Genomic DNA, 15,084 nt, shown 5'->3' with positions numbered 1-15,084 from the left:
TCCGAATATCCTCGGAAAAATACAGATCCGGCTTGCCTCTTTCTGCGGAACGGGCTCGCCGGACCATCAGGAGAGCCAGGCAACCATGTCGAACCGCGCCCGCGCTACCCTGATCGGCCTTGCGGCCATCGTCATGTGGTCGATGCTCGGCGTCTTCACCGGCGGCTCGGGGGCCGTGCCGCCCTTCCTGCTCAACGCCCTCTGCTTCGGCCTGTCCGGCACGGTCGCCACCATCTGGCTGATCGCCCGCGGCCGAGCCAATGTTCTGAGGCAGCCCCTCAAGGTGTGGGCGGTCGGCACGCTCGGCCTGTTCGGCTACCACGCGCTCTATTTCACGGCCTTGCGCACCGTGCCGCTGGTGGAAGCCGGCCTCATCAACTATCTCTGGCCGCTGCTGATCGTGCTGTTCTCCGGCCTCCTGCCGGGCGAGCGCCTGCGCATCCATCACCTGGCCGGCGTCGTGCTCGGCTTTTCCGGCGCGGCGCTTCTGGTGACGGCCGGCCGGTCGCTGGCGCTCGACGGCGGCTACGCCTTCGGCTATCTCGCCGCCTTCCTCGCCGCCGTGGTCTGGGCCGGCTATTCGGTCGTCTCGCGCCGCTTTGCCGGCGTGCCGTCGGAGGCGGTGGCCGGCTTCTGCCTCGCCACCGCTCTTCTCAGCCTTGTCTGCCACGCCGCGTTCGAGCAGACGGTGCTGCCCGACGGCCCCTTCGAATGGTCGATGGTGCTGCTGCTCGGCGCTTTCCCGGTCGGTCTCGCCTTCTTCGTCTGGGACCACGGCGTCAAGCACGGCGACATCCAGCTCATCGGCACCGCCGCCTACGCCACGCCGGTACTGTCGACCCTGCTGCTCACCCTCACCGGCTACGGCACGCTCGGCTGGACGACGGCGATCGCCTGCGCCCTCGTCACCCTCGGCGCCGTCGTCGCCGCCTGGGATGCCCTGCCCTTCCGCCGGCGGGCCGCAGGCCGCCGGGCCGTCACCTGAAGCCGTCTTTCCGCCGGCGCAACTCGGCGAACACCTCCACCGCCGGATGCCCGGCCAGCCCCAGCCTTGCGGCGAGCCCCGGATCGCCGGCCCGCAGGAACGGGTTGGTGAGAAGCTCCCGCCTGAGCGGCACCGGCACCGTCGGCCGGCCGGCGGCGCGCAGCGCCTCCACCTCGGCGATCCGCTCGGCCAGCGCCGCATTGTCGGGATCGACCGTCAGCGCGAAACGGCCGTTGGAGGCGGTATATTCGTGCCCCGGATAGACGCCCGTCTCCGGCGGCAGCGCCGCGAGGCGGAGAAGCGACTCCCACATGTCCGCCACGCTGCCCTCGAACAGCCGGCCGCAGCCGAGCGAGAACAGCGTGTCGCCGGAAAACAGCGCCCGCGCCGCCGGCGCGTGATAGACGATGTGGCCGCGCGTATGGCCGGGCGTCGCGATCACCCGGAAACCGAACGGGCCGACGGAAAAGCCCTCGCCGTCGGCGACCGCCCGGTCGAGCGGCGGCAGCCGGTGGGCGTCGGCGGCCGCGCCGATCAGTTTGGCTCCCGTGCGTCCGACGATGTCGGCCGCGCCTTCGATGTGGTCGCCGTGGTGATGGGTGAGCAGAAGGGCATCGAGCCGGCCGCCCGACGCTTCGACGGCGGCAAGGATCGGCGCCGCCTCCGGGGCGTCGAAAACCACGGCCGCGCCGCTTTCCTCGTCGCGCAGCAGATAGGCATAGTTGTCGCTGAGACAGGCGATGACGTCGATCTTCGGGACCATCGAGAGCCTCCCTTTACCGGCCCGCAAAAAAGCGACCGCCGCCCATTGCGGTGGAGCGACAGTCGATCAATATGGCGGAAAGGGCAAGGGCTGCCCCGGAGCTCAGCATGTTTCTCGACGTCGTCGACCTCAGGGATTTCTATTCGAGCGACCTCGGCCACGTCATCCGACCCATCCTCGTCGATCATTTCAGGAAGATCTGGCCGAGCGTCGCCGGCGACCGGCTGGCCGGCCTCGGCTTCGCGACGCCCTACCTTGCGCCCTTCCGCGACGAGGCCGACCGCACGCTGGCGCTGATGCCGGCGGCGCAGGGCGCGGTCAACTGGCCGGCCGGCGGTCCTTCCGCCTCGGCGCTCGTCTGCGACGACATGCTGCCGCTGCCCGATTCGTCGATCGACCGGCTGCTGATCGTTCACGCGCTCGAGATGGCCAACGATCCGGCCGAGCTCCTGAAGGAAGCCTGGCGGGTGCTGTCGCCCGGCGGCCGGGTGCTGGCCGTCGTGCCCAACCGGCGCGGCCTGTGGGCGCGCGTCGACACCTCGCCCTTCGGCTACGGCCGGCCCTTCTCGCGCGGCCAGATCACCAAGCTCCTGCGCGAGACCTCCTTCTCGCCCACCGCCTGGGACGAGGCGCTCTACGTGATGCCGGTGCCGCGCCGCCACTTCATGCACGCCAGCGCCCGCTGGGAGGCGATCGGCTCCCGCCTGTGGCCGGCCTTTGCCGGCGTCATCCTGGTGGAAGCGGCCAAGCATCTCCACCAGGGCGTACCGGTCATCCGCCGCGTCCGTTCGCCGGCCATCCGTCCCGTGCTGCTGCCGTCGCCGGCCGGCCTGCCCAGCCCGCACCGCACCGGCCCCACCGCCTAAGGCATCGGACCGGAAAGTGGGATCCGGCTTTCGGAAAATCCGATGCGAAAAACAAAAGACCAGATCGTCGTCAGCGGCCGTCGCGCGACAGCAGGAACACCGCCTGCGCCCCGAGGACGTTCCAGACGATCCACGGCAGGCTGAACGGCAGCCGCTTGCCGGCGCCGTCGAGCACGATCGCCTGCTCGACATGGGCGCCGACCTCCCTGGCCAGTTCGACGAAGTCGCGAATGGTGCAGAAGTGGATGTTGGGCGTGTCGTACCAGGAATAGGGCAGACGCTTGGAGACCGGCATCCGGCCGAGGAACATCAGGCGGAAGCGCACGTCGAGATGGCCGAAGTTCGGCAGCGACACCACGACGCGGCGGCCGATGCGCAGCATCTCGTCGAGCACCCGGCGGGCGTTGCGCGTCGCCTGGATGGTATGGCTCAGCACCACGTAGTCGAAGGACTGGTCGGGATACTGCACGAGGTCGCTGTCGGCGTCGCCCTGGATCACCGACAGGCCGCGCGCCACGGCGGCGTTGACGCCCTCCTGGCTGATCTCGATGCCGCGCGCGTCGACGCCGCGCGTCCGCTCCAGGAGCTCGAGCAGCGCGCCGTCGCCGCAGCCGACGTCGAGCACGCGCGAACCCGGCGCGATCAGGTCGGCGATCAGCCTGAGGTCGATGCGGACGTCGGAGGCAAGGTCGGCCAGGTCGGTCATCGATTGTCTTCCTCCGCCGGGCCGGCGATGCCGCGCGCCCGCGCCGCGCCGGTTAGAAAGCCGCGCACGATGCGGAACTGTTCGGGAATATCGAGCAGGAAGCTGTCGTGGCCGCGATCGCTGTCGATCTCCACGAAGCTGACCGGCGCGCCGGCGGCGTTGAGCGCATGCACCACCGCCCGGCTCTCCGCGGTCGGGTAAAGCCAGTCGGAGGTGAAGGACAGCAAGCAGAAGCGCGTCTTCGTCCCCCTGAAGACGTTGGCGAGCACGCCGCCGTGGTCGGCGGCGAGGTCGAAATAATCGGTGGCGCGGGTGACGTAGAGGTAGGAATTGGCGTCGAAGCGGTCGACGAAGCTCATGCCTTGATGGCGAAGGTAGCTTTCAATTTGAAAATCCGCGTCGAAGCCAAAGGCCACCGCCTCGCGGTCCTGCAGGTTGCGGCCGAACTTCTGGTGCAGCGAGCGGTCGGACATGTAGGTGATGTGGGCGGCCATGCGCGCCACGGCGAGGCCCTTCTTCGGGTTGCGCCCGGCCTCGAGATAGCGGCCGCCGCACCAGTCGGGATCGGCCATCACCGCCTGACGCCCCACCTCGTGGAAAGCGATGTTCTGCGAGGAATGGCGATAGCTGGTGGCGATCGCCACCGCCGAGAAGACGCGCTCCGGATAGCTCGCCGCCCATTGCAGCGCCTGCATGCCGCCCATCGAGCCGCCGACCACCGCGAACAGCTGGTCGATGCCGAGCGCCGTCACCAGCATGGCCTGCGCCCGCACCATGTCGGCGATGGTGACCACCGGCAGGTCGAGCCCATAGGGCTGGCCGGTGTCCGGATTGGTGCTGGCCGGCCCGGTGGTGCCGAGGCAGCCGCCCAGCACGTTGGAGCAGATGACGAAGAAGCGGTCGGTGTCGATCGGCCGGCCGGGGCCGACCATCAGCGTCCACCAGCCCGGCTTGCCGGTCACCGGATTGGTGCTGGCGACATGCTGGTCGCCGGTCAGCGCGTGGCAGATCAGGATGGCGTTGGAGCGGTCGGCGTTGAGCTCGCCATAGGTCTGGTAGGCGATCTGCCAGGGAGCGATCGCCGGACCGGCGTCGAGGGTGAGCGGCGCGTCCGTGCCGAAGCGCATGACGAGGCTCGAAGGATTGTCGGCCTCGCTGCGGCGCAGGCTCGCCTGCGCATCGGTCTCGGTAAGGGTCGCGTCCAGCATCGTCTCTTCAGCATCCGGGCAGCTTCCGGGCGGCACGCGCCGTGCCTGCCGCCTCGAAGGTGGTTAGCTATCGGAACGGGGACGGCAAATGTCAAGGAAATCGCCACCACGGCCGCCCGGCGCGGCGGAACATCCGTTCAGCGTGCCGCTTGACGGATGGCCCGGACCAGATCGCGCGCCGTGAGCTTGGCGGCCTGCTGGTCGTCGGCGCCGAGCCGGCTGCAATCATGATCGAAGTTGTCGCGATCCTCGGCGGGAATCGGCCTGTCACCGATCGCCGCGACGACGATGCGCAGGGCGCAGGCCCTCACCGGATCGACCCTGAAGGCGCCGTAGCAGCCGTCGGCGAGACAGAAGGCGAAATTCCGGAGCGACGGAACACTGCCGGCAAGCGCCTTCGGCCATTGCGCGGCCAGCGCCTTCTGCTGGCCGGGACAGGCGGTGTCGCTCGAGGCGGCGCAGTCGGCGAGAAGATCGGCATAGGCCGGCACGCCATCGGCGGCGACGGCCGGCGGATTGCCTGTGGAGACCATGAGGACAAGGGCGATGAGCAGAGCACGCATGAAGACGCTCCGGGCGTCGGTTCGGTCTCGCAGGCGGCCGACCGGCAGCGCGAATACTCGCCCAGCGCCGCCGGCCGCACAAGACCGCCCTTCAGCCCGCGTGCCCGACGCTCCGGTCCAACCGCCGGTCAATGCCGGACGGCGAGGCCGACCATGCGCCTGACGTCGGCGGCGGTGGCGTCGGCCGCCCGCAGCGCCGCCAGCCCTTCCGAGCCTCTGGACTTCGACAGCTTGCGGCCGTCGGCGCCGACGATCAGCCGATGATGATGGTAGCGCGGCGCCGGCAGCCCGAGCAGCGTTTGCAGCAGGCGATGCACGGCGGTGGAAAAATAGAGATCGCGGCCGCGCACCACGTCGGTCACCCCTTGCAGCGCGTCGTCGACGACGACCGCGAGATGATAGGCGGCCGGCGCGAACTTGCCGGCCAGCACGACGTCGCCCCAGGCGGCGGCATCGGCGGCCACCGTCTCGCCCGGACCGCCGAGGCCGTCGCCGAATTCCCGCCAGGACAGCGGCCCGGCGAGACGGACCGCCTTTTCCATGTCGAGCCGCAACGCCGACGGCCGGCCGGCGGCGGCAAGCGCCTGCGCTTCGTCTACCGGCCGGTCGCGGTCGGCGGCGGGATAGAGCGGCGCGCCATCCGGATCGCGCGGCCACGGCCGGCCGTTGCGCGCCTCCTCGGCGGCAATGGCGGCGGCGATCTCCGTCCGGCTCATGAACGAGCGATAGACGAGCCCGAGGGCGGCGAGGCGGTCGAGGGCGGCGGCATAGTCGTCGGCGTGCTCCGACTGCCGGCGGACGGGCGTCTCGTAGCCGATGCCGAGCCAGTCGAGATCGTCGAGGATGGCGCGCTCGTACTCGGGCCGGGCACGGGTGACGTCGACATCCTCGATGCGCACGAGCATGCGGCCGCCGCTCTCGGCGGCCATGTCGGCATTGAGAAGCGCCGACAGGGCGTGGCCGAGGTGCAGCGGCCCGTTGGGCGACGGCGCGAAACGGAAGACGGGAACGGTCATCTCTCGGGCGGTGGCGGCTGCCGGCGCTGCTGCCGGCTTCTGGCGGGCTGGACAGTATACGTTCGCAATGCTGAAGTCTCGTGCCGAAGAAGGACCCGCCATGCGCCTCATCCTGACCGACGCCGACATGATCGAGGGCCTCGATTATCTCGAGCGCGTCGATCCGCGCCTTGTCCCGGTCAGGGCGGCGGCCGGCCCCGTCGACATCCGCTACCGCCCGCCCGGCTTCGAGGGCATCGCCCGCATCGTCGTGGCGCAGCAGCTTTCGGTATCGAGCGCCGACGCCATATGGAGCCGCTTCGAGGCGCTGCTTGGCGAGGCGACGGCCGAAAGCTACCTGCGGCAGACCGAAGAGGCCCTGCGCGCCGCCGGCCTGTCGCGCGGCAAGGTCAAGACGCTCCACGCCCTGGCAGAAGCGGCGGCGGCCGGCCTCGACCTCGCAGGCCTCGCCGCCGAGCCGCCGGAGGCGGCGACCGAGAAGCTGACGACCATCCACGGCATCGGCCGCTGGACGGCCGAAATCTTCCTGCTGTTCTGCGCCCGCAATGCCGACGTGCTGCCGGCCGGCGATCTCGCGCTGCAAGTGGCCGCCGCCGAGGCGCTGGTGTTGCCGGATCGTCCCAGCGAAAAGGAATTGCGGGCGATATCAGAGCTTTGGTCGCCCTGGCGCGGCGTTGCGGCCAAACTGCTTTGGGCCTATTACAAGGCGATGCGGCAGGGCAGGAACGTCCTCCCGGTCTGAACCGATCCCGGAAGGAGCTTTCCATGGCCGATATCGACGGTCCCCGCCTCGAACCCGCAAGCGGCAAGGCCGATGCTCTCGTCGTCCTGCTGCACGGCTACGGCGCCAACGGCGAAGACCTCTACGACATCGCCGAAAGCTGGGCGCCCTTCCTGCCGGATGTCGCCTTCGCCTCGCCCCACGCGCCGGATGCCTGCCCGATGGCGCCGGGCGGCCGCCAGTGGTTTCCGCTGACCATGCGCGACGACGCCGAGCGGTGGACCGGCGTCGCCGCCGCCGGGCCGGCCCTCGACCGCTTCCTCGATGCCGAGCTCGAACGCTGGGGCGTTGCGCCCGATCGCCTCGTGCTGGTCGGCTTCAGCCAGGGCACCATGATGGCCTTGCACGTCGGCTTGCGGCGCAAGGTGGCGCCGGCGCTGATCGTCGGCTATTCGGGTTATCTCGCCGGCGCCGAGCGTCTCGGCGAAATCACGGCCAAGCCGAAGGTGCTGCTCGTCCACGGCACCGCCGACCAGGTGCTGCCGGTCGAAAGCAGCCGGATGGCCGCCGCCGCGCTGACCGCCGCGGGAGTGCCGGTGTCGCTGCATCTGTCGCCCGGCCTCGGTCACGGCATCGACCGCATGGGCCTCGTCCTCGGCCTCAGGACCATCGCCGAGGCGCTCGGCGTCGACCTTCCCGGCGGCGATCGCTGACAACCTCCGCCGCCCAATGACGGATTGAGCGCCCCTTCCATCTACGCGAATATGCGGGGTACGCTTCGCCAGGAGGCAACATGGTTCGGCTCAATCGCATCTACACCCGCACCGGCGACGATGGCTCGAGCGGCCTTTCCACCGGAGAGCGACGCTCCAAGGACGATCCGCGTTTCGAAGCGATCGGCAGTGTCGACGAGACCAATGCGGCGATCGGCATCGCCCGCCTGCATGTCGACGAATATCCCGACCTCGACCTGATGCTGGGGGCCATCCAGAACGATCTGTTCGATCTCGGAGCCGACCTGGCAACACCCGAAGCGCCCGAACCGCCGGCTTTCGAGCCGCTGCGCATCCTGTCCGTCCAGGTCGAGCGGCTCGAGAAGGAAATCGACTATCTCAACCGCGGCCTCGCGCCGCTCACCACCTTCGTGCTGCCGGGCGGCAGCGCCGCCGCCGCGCACCTGCACATGGCGCGCACCGTCTGCCGGCGGGCCGAGCGGGCCGCGGTGAAGCTGGCCCGCACGGCGGGCGAGCCGATCAACCCGGAAGCGGTGCGCTATCTCAACCGCCTGTCCGACTTCCTGTTCGTGGCGAGCCGCTGGGCCAACGATCTTGGCGGCCGCGACGTGCTGTGGGTGCCCGGCCAGAACCGGGAGTGATCGCCCGGCTAAAGCAATCGGATCGGAAAGCGGACTCCGGCTTTCGGCAAATCCGATGCGGGAACAAAAGACTAGAGCATTTCCAGCGAAAACAGGTTCGCCAAAAATGCTCTATCTCTTTGAATAGGCGCAATTTCGGACGCAAAACCGGTTCCCACTTTTGCTGAAATTGCTCTAGATCGCCTCAGGCGATCTTTTCGGCGGCGGGGCGTCCGACCAGCGCCCGCGCCACGGCGACGCGAATTTCGGCCAGCGTGAATGGCTTGGACACGACGTCGCTGACCAGGCTGTCGAGCCCGAAGGCGCGCTCGCGCTGGTCGGCGAAGCCGGTCATCAGCAGGATGGGAAGACCGGGATGGTCGCGGGCGACGGCAAGCGCCAGTGCGATGCCGTCCATCACCGGCATCATGATGTCGGAGAGCAGCAGATCGAAGCTGTCCTGCCGCGTATTGAGGATCTCCAGCGCGATGCCGCCATCCTCGGCCTCGACGATCTCGTGCCCATCGAGTTCCAGCGCCCTCTTCACGAAGGCCCGGACCGACTCGTCGTCCTCAGTCAGCAGAATGCGCGCCATGGTCGCCCCCGGGCACTCCCGTTGGAATCAGAACAAATTCCATATGATTGTTACACAACTGAATTGCTCGTGCCAGATGGATGCACTCAGCCGGTGACAACGCCGACGAAGGGCAACTGGCGATAGGCGTGGGCCGCGTCCATGCCATAGCCGACCACGAACACGTCGGCGCAGGAGAAGCCGACGATGTCGGCCTCGATCTCCGCCTTGCGCTTGCCCGGCTTGTCGAGCAGCACCGCCACCTTGACCTCCTTCGCCCCGCGATCCTCGGTGAGGCGCCGCGCGAAGGCCAGCGTCCGGCCCGACTCCAGGATGTCGTCGATGATCAGCACCGAGCGCCCGGCGACGTCGGTATCGATATCGCGGATGATCTTGACGATGCCGGACGACGTGGTGCCCGTGCCGTAGCTCGACAGCATCATGAACTCCACCTGCGGCTCGAGGCCCTCGCGATGCAGGGCGCGCAGGAGGTCGGCGGCGAACATGAAGCTGCCCTTGAGAATGGCGATCACCATCAGATCGTCGGGCCGGGCGGCGGCGATCTCCTTGGCCATGGCGTCGATGCGCGTGGCGATCGCCTCTTCCGAAAACAGCACGTCGATGGTCCTGCCCGTCATCCCGGTCTCCTCATGAGCGCGCGACGGTCGATGAGCCCCGATCCGCCACGGACTGGCAAGGGCGCGCATCCGGAACCGTCGCCGCCCCGGCCGCTTTCGCGCGGAGCTATATTACGGCTGATGCTGGTCTGTAAACCGGACTTCCACGGTCACCGACGCTTCCGGCGGCGCCAGCAGCCGCGTCTTGAAGTGCACCTTGCCCATCTGGTCGATGTTGCGCTGCGGCAGCGTGTAGTTCCAGGCATAGACGTCGCGGCCGGTCGACGATTTCAGCGTGACGCGGACGGCCGGCAAGCCCTTGGATTCGCTGTCGAGGTTGATGACGTCGCCTTCCACCACCAGCACCGGCGTCGAGCCGTCCATCTCCTGGCGGGCGACCACGCCCTGGAAGTCGAGGCCGCGCAGATTGACCTTGAGGCCGATCAGTTCGTAGATGCCGGCGAAATCGGGAAAAGTCGCCACGATCCTTTCGCGGCCGACCACGGCGACCACGCAGAACAGCACAAGGAAGCCGATCAGCAACGCCGAGGCGACCGGCGTCGACAGGTGCCGGTCGATCATCACGATGGTCGAAGCGCCCCGTCCGGCCTTGCCGCGCGCCTTGCGGCGGCGGCGCTCGAAACCGGCCGGCGGCGCGTCGATGGTGGGAGAGGCGTCGGCGGCGACCGGCGGCGGCGCCTCGTCGTCCAGTGCCGTCTCGATCCTCTCTTCGGCCGGCCCGGCGGCGAACAGGTCGTCGACCGCCGACTGATCGTTGCCGCTCGCCGGATCCTCGTCGGCGACCGCCTCGGCCACGTCGTTTTCGGCGGGACCGGACGCGAACAGATCGTCGATCGCCGACTGGTCGTTGCCGCCCCGGTCGGCAGACGGCGCCTCGGCGTCGAAGGTGCTGCCGGGGCCGTCGCCGGCAATGGCGTCCCGCCACTCGTCCTCGCTGGGCTCGGGTCCGCCGTCCAGCGTCCGCGCCACGGGGACGGCGGCGATCGGCGCTTCGGGATAATCGTTCGGCGTGGCATGCCAGACGGTGCCGCAACGGGCGCACCGCACCTTGCGGCCGGTGACGCCGAGCGTGCCGTCGGCAATCTGGTACCCCGTCTCGCAGGCGGGGCAGACAATTCTCATCTTCGGCCCCCGATCGGCCGCCGGCCGGGATTCCTCTGGAAAGAGGCGGACGACGCGCCTCCTGCACCGCCGCGGTGGCTTTTCCAAGGGATGGCGGCAACATGCTTAATGAAACGTTAAGGACAAGGGCGGCAACATCAATTATGAGGTCTGGGGCCATGCCAACGACAAGAAGGCGCAAATCGAAAGCCAAGGGCCGGAGGCCCGTCGGCGACTGAGGCGGGAAAAAACAAGAAGCCGCACGCGCGGCTTCCGGCGCCAAGCGGCGCCGCGCGGAGCGGGTCTTTCGGGACGAAGCCCCGAAAGACGGAAAGCGGAGCGGAAGCCAAGGGCCGGAGGCCCGCCGGCGACTGAGGCTGGAAAACACAAGAAGCCGCACGCGCGGCTTCCGGCGCCAAGCGGCGCCGCGCGGAGCGGGTCTTTCGGGACGAAGCCCCGAAAGACGAAAAGCGGAGCGTAAAGCCAAGGGCCGGAGGCCCGCCGGCGACTGAGGCAAAGAACAAGAAGCCGCGTGAAGCGGCTTCCGGCGCCAAGCGGCGCCGCGCGGAGCGGAAGCCAAGGGCCGGAGGCCCGCCGGCGACTGAGGCAGAAAAGAAACATGATCAGGTTTGAAAATGTCGGTCTCCGCTATGGAACGGGGCGGGAGGTGCTGAGCGATCTGACGTTCTCGATCGCCCCTCATTCGTTCCAGTTCCTGACCGGCCCCTCCGGCGCCGGCAAGACCACCCTGATCCGGTTGCTGTTCCTCAACCTCAAGCCGACGCGCGGCCTCATCTCCATCTTCGGCAAGGACACCGCCCTTCTGCGGCGCGCCGACATGCCGGCGTTGCGCCGCCGCATCGGCGTCGTCTTCCAGGACTTCCGCCTGCTCGACCATCTCACCACCTACGAGAACGTGGCGCTGCCCTACCGCGTGCTGGGCAAGGACGAGGCGAGCTATCGCGCCGACGTCGCCGACCTCCTGGATTGGGTCGGCCTCGGCGATCGCAAGCACGTTTACCCGCCGGTGCTGTCGGGCGGCGAGAAGCAGCGGGCCGCCATCGCCCGCGCGCTGATCACCAAGCCGGAATTCCTGCTCGCCGACGAGCCGACCGGCAACGTCGACCCGCCGCTCGCCCGCCGCCTGCTGCGCCTTTTCCTGGAACTGAACCGCCTGGGCACCGCCGTGCTCATCGCCACCCACGACATCGGCCTGATGGACCAGCTCGACGCCCGTCGCATGGTCATCGAAGGCGGCCATCTCGAGATCTACGAATGAAGACGGCGGTCCCCAAGCGCACCAGAACCGCCGCCGTTCCCAAAGCGGCCAGAGCGGGCGCCGACGCGGCCAACGCCTCGCCGATCGTGCCGCCACAGGCCATCGCCGGCCGCACGCTGGTGCTGGTCATCGCCATCATGACCTTCCTTGCCGGCTTCACCATTGCCGTCGTCTCGGTGATCGACCGGGCCGCCGACGCCTGGGCGTCCGACATCGGCCGCGAGGTGACCATCGAGGTCAGGCCGCTCGACGGCGTCGCGATCAACGACGAAGTCGACAAGGCGGTGGCGCTGGCCCAGGAATTCTCCGGCGTCGGCGGCGCCCGCGGCCTCAGCGACGCCGAGACGCAGCGGCTGCTGGAGCCATGGCTCGGGCCGGGCACCGACCTTTCCGCCCTGCCGGTGCCTCGCCTGGTCGTCGTTTCGATCGACGACGCCTCTTCCTTCGACGTCAAGGCGCTCGCCGACGCGGTCGGCCGGCAAATCAGGGGCGGCAGCGTCGACGACCACGCGCTCTGGGTCGACCGCCTGTCGGCCATGGCCTCTTCCATGGTGTTCGCCGGCATCGGCCTGATGACGCTGATGCTGGTCGCCCTCGTGCTCTCGGTGGTGTTCGCGACGCGCGCCGCCATGGCGGGAAACCGCGACGTCATCGAGGTGCTGCACTTCTGCGGCGCGGAGGACCGCTTCATCGCCGGCCAGTTCCAGCGCCGCTTCCTGCTGTTCGGCGTCGAAGGCGGCACCATCGGCGGCGCGCTGGCGCTGCTGGCCATGGCCATCGCCGCCTGGGCGATCGGCGGGTCGGCCGGCCGGCCCGGCGCCGACCAGATCGAGGCGCTGTTCGGCCACTTCGAGCTGCCGGGCACCGCCTATGGCCTGGTGCTGGCCCTCGTCGTGGCGGTGGCGCTCCTGACGGCGCTCACCTCGCGCCTTGCCGTGCGCAGGTCGCTGTCGGCGCTCGATTGACGGGCCCGGCAGAAAAGACCCGGATTTGTCAACCGCCGGCCGATTTTCTAGAATGACGTCATGATGGAATCGTCTGCTCCCGCGAGAGAGACAGCCGGCGGCCCCCAGCATGCCTTCGGCGAGCGCACGCGTGCGCGCCGCGCGATCGGCGTCATCGTTGCCGCCGCGCTGCTCATCGGCAGCGGCTTCTTCTTCGGCGGCTTCTTCCGTTTCGTCGACACCATCGTCAACTATCAGACGCCGTCGCCGCTCGCCGCCGACGGCATTGTCGTGCTCACCGGCGGCGCCGAGCGCATCACCGGCGCCATCGAGCTGATGACCGCCGGCAAGGCGCGGCGCCTGCTGATCTCCGGCGTCCACCCCGACACCTCGGCAACCCGGCTGGGGCGCATGGTCGAGGCGGAACCGGACATGATGGCCTGCTGCGTCGATCTCGATCGCCGGGCCGCCAACACCATCGGCAACGCCCTCGAAACGGCCAAGTGGGCGCGCCGCAACGGCTTCCTATCGCTGATCGTCGTCACGTCCGCCTACCACATGCCGCGCTCCATGCTGGAGCTGTCGCACGCTATGCCGGACATTCGCCTCATCCCCTATCCGGTGACCCGGCCCGGCCTGACGCTCGGCAACTGGTCGGAGGACCGGAGCGTGATCCTGCTTCTCCTGCAGGAATACCTGAAGTATACGGCAACGCGCCTCCGCCTGTCGCTCGGCGGCGTCGACGGTCTCGCCGAACTCGTCGGCGGGACTTTCGGCTGACGCATCCGCCCGAAAAGTTGTGAGACTTTTCGGACAAGCGGATGCGCAAGGAGGAAGCCAACGCATCCGCCCGAAAAGTTGTGAGACTTTTCGGACAAGCGGATGCGCAAGGGGGAAACCAACGCATCCGCCCGAAAAGTTGCGAGACTTTTCGGACAAGCGGATGCGCTGAACGAGAGACCGCTCATGCCGGAAGACGATCCATGCTGATCCGTTCCTACCTCTACAGCTTCGCCTTCTTCTCGGTGACCGCCGTCATGGCCATTGCCGGCGCCCCCTTCGCGCTCGGCGGCCACCGGGGTGTGATGATCGTCGTGAAGGCCTGGACCTCGACGCTGATCCGCCTGCACAGCCTGATCACCGGCACGCACCACGAATACCGTCACCTCGAGCGCATCCCGCCGGGTGGCTTCATCCTGGCCTCCAAGCACCAGTCGACCTTCGAGACGCTGGCGCTGGTGCCGTTGCTCGCCGACCCCGCCTTCATCCTGAAGCGGGAGCTGACCTGGATTCCGGTGTTCGGCTGGTGGCTGAAGCTCGCCGGCAACATCGCCATCGATCGCGGCAGCCCCACCGCCGCCCTGAGAAAGGTCATCGAGGGGACCCGCGCCGCCGTCGCCGCCGGCCGGCAGGTGATCATCTTTCCGGAAGGAACGCGCGCCGAGGCCGGCGCCCGGCCGGACTACAAGCAGGGCATCGCCCAGATCTACAAGTCGGTCGACGCGCCGGTGCTGCCGGTCGCCCACAACGCCGGCGCCGTCTGGCCGCGCAAGGCGCGCGTCCACCGGCGCGGCACCATCGTCGTCGAGTTCCTGGAGCCGATCCCGCCCGGCCTCAAGCCGCGCGACATGTTCCAGAGGCTGGAGAGCGACATCGAGGCGGCCTGCGACCGGCTGCTGGTCGAGGCGGCGAGGCGGGGAGACGACCTGCCGGCGACGGCGCGCGCGCGGGTCGCCGAGCTCACGGCCCCGGCATCGTGAGCGCCAGGACCACCCGTTCCAGCGCCTGATCGCGGATGCCCATGTCCTGCAGGCGCCGGAGCGTCGCCGTGACGTAGTCGCGATTCGGCCCCATCTCGCCGGCGCTGCGGCGGATAATGGCGAGCATTTCCTCGAAGCCGAGGCCGCCGGCATATTGTTCGTGCCCCTGATTGGCGACGTAGACCAGCGCCCCCACCGTCTCGCCGCTCGAAAGCCGCGCCGGCCGGACGACCTCGTGGTAAACCATGGAAATCTGCTCGCGCGCCCTGAGGTAGGCGATCACCGCCTCGCGGTCGGCGTCCGCGACCTCGAAGGCGACGCCATGACAGGAGCCGCCGCGGTCGAGGCCGAACACCAGACCGGGGCTTTCGGGCGTGCCGCGATAATGCGTCGAGCGAATGCAGAGGGCGCGGCGGACGCCGTGCATCCGCGCCTGCATCGACCTGAGATAGGGAAAGCCGGGGTTCCACATCAGCGAGCCGTAGCCGAACACCCAGATGCTCGCGTCCATCCTTTCACTCCGTTCCGACGCCGTCAGGACGACCGGCATGCCGACCGATGAATATAACGCCCGGCGAAGACGATTCCATCTTTCGCCATATTACT

At 68.8% G+C, this 15,084-nt stretch carries 18 protein-coding genes; 9 read left to right on the top strand and 9 right to left on the bottom strand.

Annotated elements, in window-relative coordinates:
• Positions 1–85: 85 nt before the first annotated feature.
• Positions 86–985, top strand: a complete 900-nt coding sequence (gene yddG / locus CJ014_RS15725) for an aromatic amino acid exporter YddG (RefSeq protein ID WP_100081430.1) — start codon at positions 86–88, stop codon at positions 983–985.
• On the opposite strand, the gene gloB is transcribed toward yddG, so the two are convergent.
• Complete coding sequence (gene gloB, locus CJ014_RS15720) at positions 978–1,748, bottom strand: hydroxyacylglutathione hydrolase (protein WP_100081429.1); 771 nt, start codon at positions 1,746–1,748, stop codon at positions 978–980. The genes yddG and gloB overlap by 8 nt on opposite strands.
• 107 nt (positions 1,749–1,855) lie before the next feature.
• Here gloB and CJ014_RS15715 point away from each other — a divergent pair, with 107 nt between their 5' ends.
• A complete protein-coding gene (locus CJ014_RS15715; protein WP_100081428.1) occupies positions 1,856–2,614 on the top strand; it encodes a class I SAM-dependent methyltransferase in 759 nt (252 codons plus the stop codon).
• Between the two features lie 70 nt (positions 2,615–2,684).
• Here CJ014_RS15715 and metW read toward each other — a convergent pair whose 3' ends face one another.
• The 4 genes from metW to gluQRS all read right to left on the bottom strand — a co-directional run bounded on the left by metW (position 2,685) and on the right by gluQRS (position 6,107).
• Complete coding sequence (gene metW, locus CJ014_RS15710) at positions 2,685–3,320, bottom strand: methionine biosynthesis protein MetW (protein WP_100081427.1); 636 nt, start codon at positions 3,318–3,320, stop codon at positions 2,685–2,687.
• On the bottom strand, positions 3,317–4,528 hold the full coding sequence (gene metX, locus CJ014_RS15705; RefSeq protein WP_100081426.1) for a homoserine O-acetyltransferase MetX: 1,212 nt from the start codon (positions 4,526–4,528) through the stop codon (positions 3,317–3,319). The genes metW and metX overlap by 4 nt, the downstream gene beginning before the upstream one ends.
• Before the next feature lie 137 nt (positions 4,529–4,665).
• Complete coding sequence (locus CJ014_RS15700; protein WP_100081425.1) at positions 4,666–5,091, bottom strand: hypothetical protein; 426 nt, start codon at positions 5,089–5,091, stop codon at positions 4,666–4,668.
• 128 nt (positions 5,092–5,219) lie between these two features.
• The gene (gene gluQRS / locus CJ014_RS15695) at positions 5,220–6,107 is read right to left on the bottom strand and encodes a tRNA glutamyl-Q(34) synthetase GluQRS (RefSeq protein ID WP_100081424.1); all 888 of its coding nucleotides are present in this window, start codon (positions 6,105–6,107) and stop codon (positions 5,220–5,222) included.
• A gap of 100 nt (positions 6,108–6,207) precedes the next feature.
• Between gluQRS and CJ014_RS15690 the strand changes: the two genes are divergently transcribed.
• The 3 genes from CJ014_RS15690 to CJ014_RS15680 all read left to right on the top strand — a co-directional run bounded on the left by CJ014_RS15690 (position 6,208) and on the right by CJ014_RS15680 (position 8,203).
• A complete protein-coding gene (locus tag CJ014_RS15690) occupies positions 6,208–6,849 on the top strand; it encodes a DNA-3-methyladenine glycosylase family protein (protein WP_100081423.1) in 642 nt (213 codons plus the stop codon).
• A gap of 23 nt (positions 6,850–6,872) precedes the next feature.
• A complete protein-coding gene (locus CJ014_RS15685) occupies positions 6,873–7,541 on the top strand; it encodes an alpha/beta hydrolase (protein WP_100081422.1) in 669 nt (222 codons plus the stop codon).
• A gap of 80 nt (positions 7,542–7,621) precedes the next feature.
• Complete coding sequence (locus CJ014_RS15680) at positions 7,622–8,203, top strand: cob(I)yrinic acid a,c-diamide adenosyltransferase (protein ID WP_100081421.1); 582 nt, start codon at positions 7,622–7,624, stop codon at positions 8,201–8,203.
• Between the two features lie 184 nt (positions 8,204–8,387).
• Here CJ014_RS15680 and CJ014_RS15675 read toward each other — a convergent pair whose 3' ends face one another.
• The 3 genes from CJ014_RS15675 to CJ014_RS15665 form a co-directional block, all read right to left on the bottom strand.
• Complete coding sequence (locus CJ014_RS15675; RefSeq protein WP_100081420.1) at positions 8,388–8,777, bottom strand: response regulator; 390 nt, start codon at positions 8,775–8,777, stop codon at positions 8,388–8,390.
• An 86-nt stretch (positions 8,778–8,863) separates the two neighbouring features.
• Positions 8,864–9,394 (bottom strand): hypoxanthine phosphoribosyltransferase, encoded by a 531-nt coding sequence (gene hpt, locus CJ014_RS15670; RefSeq protein WP_100081419.1) that lies wholly within the window; start codon positions 9,392–9,394, stop codon positions 8,864–8,866.
• 111 nt (positions 9,395–9,505) lie between these two features.
• Positions 9,506–10,516 (bottom strand): zinc-ribbon domain-containing protein, encoded by a 1,011-nt coding sequence (locus tag CJ014_RS15665; protein ID WP_100081418.1) that lies wholly within the window; start codon positions 10,514–10,516, stop codon positions 9,506–9,508.
• A 598-nt stretch (positions 10,517–11,114) separates the two neighbouring features.
• Here CJ014_RS15665 and ftsE point away from each other — a divergent pair.
• From ftsE to CJ014_RS15645, 4 genes are all read left to right on the top strand, one after another.
• Positions 11,115–11,774, top strand: a complete 660-nt coding sequence (gene ftsE / locus CJ014_RS15660) for a cell division ATP-binding protein FtsE (RefSeq protein ID WP_026790729.1) — start codon at positions 11,115–11,117, stop codon at positions 11,772–11,774.
• Positions 11,771–12,739, top strand: coding sequence for a cell division protein FtsX (locus tag CJ014_RS15655; protein WP_100081417.1), 969 nt, complete (start codon positions 11,771–11,773; stop codon positions 12,737–12,739). The genes ftsE and CJ014_RS15655 overlap by 4 nt, the downstream gene beginning before the upstream one ends.
• 60 nt (positions 12,740–12,799) lie before the next feature.
• Positions 12,800–13,498 carry a YdcF family protein gene (locus CJ014_RS15650; RefSeq protein ID WP_245427380.1) on the top strand — a complete coding sequence of 233 codons (699 nt, stop codon included), beginning with the start codon at positions 12,800–12,802 and terminating at the stop codon, positions 13,496–13,498.
• A gap of 203 nt (positions 13,499–13,701) precedes the next feature.
• Positions 13,702–14,478, top strand: coding sequence for a lysophospholipid acyltransferase family protein (locus CJ014_RS15645; RefSeq protein WP_165790856.1), 777 nt, complete (start codon positions 13,702–13,704; stop codon positions 14,476–14,478).
• Here CJ014_RS15645 and CJ014_RS15640 read toward each other — a convergent pair.
• Positions 14,459–14,989, bottom strand: coding sequence for a gamma-glutamylcyclotransferase (locus tag CJ014_RS15640; protein ID WP_100081415.1), 531 nt, complete (start codon positions 14,987–14,989; stop codon positions 14,459–14,461). The two genes, CJ014_RS15645 and CJ014_RS15640, sit on opposite strands and share 20 nt — an antisense overlap.
• Positions 14,990–15,084: the final 95 nt, after the last annotated feature.

Origin of the sequence: Pleomorphomonas carboxyditropha, from assembly GCF_002770725.1 — a bacterium.
Classification (GTDB): Bacteria; Pseudomonadota; Alphaproteobacteria; order Rhizobiales; family Pleomorphomonadaceae; genus Pleomorphomonas; species Pleomorphomonas carboxyditropha.
Note: the sequence above shows the minus strand (reverse complement) of the source record. Positions and strands in the feature narration are given on the sequence as shown.

Excerpts from the sequence above, each read along its gene's own strand:
- yddG (WP_100081430.1), top strand. The coding sequence starts at position 86 with ATGTCGAACCGCGCCCGCGCTACCCTGATCGGCCTTGCGGCCATCGTC.
- CJ014_RS15690 (WP_100081423.1), top strand. The coding sequence starts at position 6,208 with ATGCGCCTCATCCTGACCGACGCCGACATGATCGAGGGCCTCGATTAT.
- CJ014_RS15665 (WP_100081418.1), bottom strand. The coding sequence starts at position 10,516 with ATGAGAATTGTCTGCCCCGCCTGCGAGACGGGGTACCAGATTGCCGAC.
- CJ014_RS15675 (WP_100081420.1), bottom strand. The coding sequence starts at position 8,777 with ATGGCGCGCATTCTGCTGACTGAGGACGACGAGTCGGTCCGGGCCTTC.
- CJ014_RS15680 (WP_100081421.1), top strand. The coding sequence starts at position 7,622 with ATGGTTCGGCTCAATCGCATCTACACCCGCACCGGCGACGATGGCTCG.
- ftsE (WP_026790729.1), top strand. The coding sequence starts at position 11,115 with ATGATCAGGTTTGAAAATGTCGGTCTCCGCTATGGAACGGGGCGGGAG.
- CJ014_RS15655 (WP_100081417.1), top strand. The coding sequence starts at position 11,771 with ATGAAGACGGCGGTCCCCAAGCGCACCAGAACCGCCGCCGTTCCCAAA.
- CJ014_RS15700 (WP_100081425.1), bottom strand. The coding sequence starts at position 5,091 with ATGCGTGCTCTGCTCATCGCCCTTGTCCTCATGGTCTCCACAGGCAAT.
- hpt (WP_100081419.1), bottom strand. The coding sequence starts at position 9,394 with ATGACGGGCAGGACCATCGACGTGCTGTTTTCGGAAGAGGCGATCGCC.
- metW (WP_100081427.1), bottom strand. The coding sequence starts at position 3,320 with ATGACCGACCTGGCCGACCTTGCCTCCGACGTCCGCATCGACCTCAGG.
- CJ014_RS15650 (WP_245427380.1), top strand. The coding sequence starts at position 12,800 with ATGATGGAATCGTCTGCTCCCGCGAGAGAGACAGCCGGCGGCCCCCAG.
- CJ014_RS15715 (WP_100081428.1), top strand. The coding sequence starts at position 1,856 with ATGTTTCTCGACGTCGTCGACCTCAGGGATTTCTATTCGAGCGACCTC.
- gluQRS (WP_100081424.1), bottom strand. The coding sequence starts at position 6,107 with ATGACCGTTCCCGTCTTCCGTTTCGCGCCGTCGCCCAACGGGCCGCTG.
- gloB (WP_100081429.1), bottom strand. The coding sequence starts at position 1,748 with ATGGTCCCGAAGATCGACGTCATCGCCTGTCTCAGCGACAACTATGCC.
- metX (WP_100081426.1), bottom strand. The coding sequence starts at position 4,528 with ATGCTGGACGCGACCCTTACCGAGACCGATGCGCAGGCGAGCCTGCGC.
- CJ014_RS15685 (WP_100081422.1), top strand. The coding sequence starts at position 6,873 with ATGGCCGATATCGACGGTCCCCGCCTCGAACCCGCAAGCGGCAAGGCC.
- CJ014_RS15640 (WP_100081415.1), bottom strand. The coding sequence starts at position 14,989 with ATGGACGCGAGCATCTGGGTGTTCGGCTACGGCTCGCTGATGTGGAAC.
- CJ014_RS15645 (WP_165790856.1), top strand. The coding sequence starts at position 13,702 with ATGCTGATCCGTTCCTACCTCTACAGCTTCGCCTTCTTCTCGGTGACC.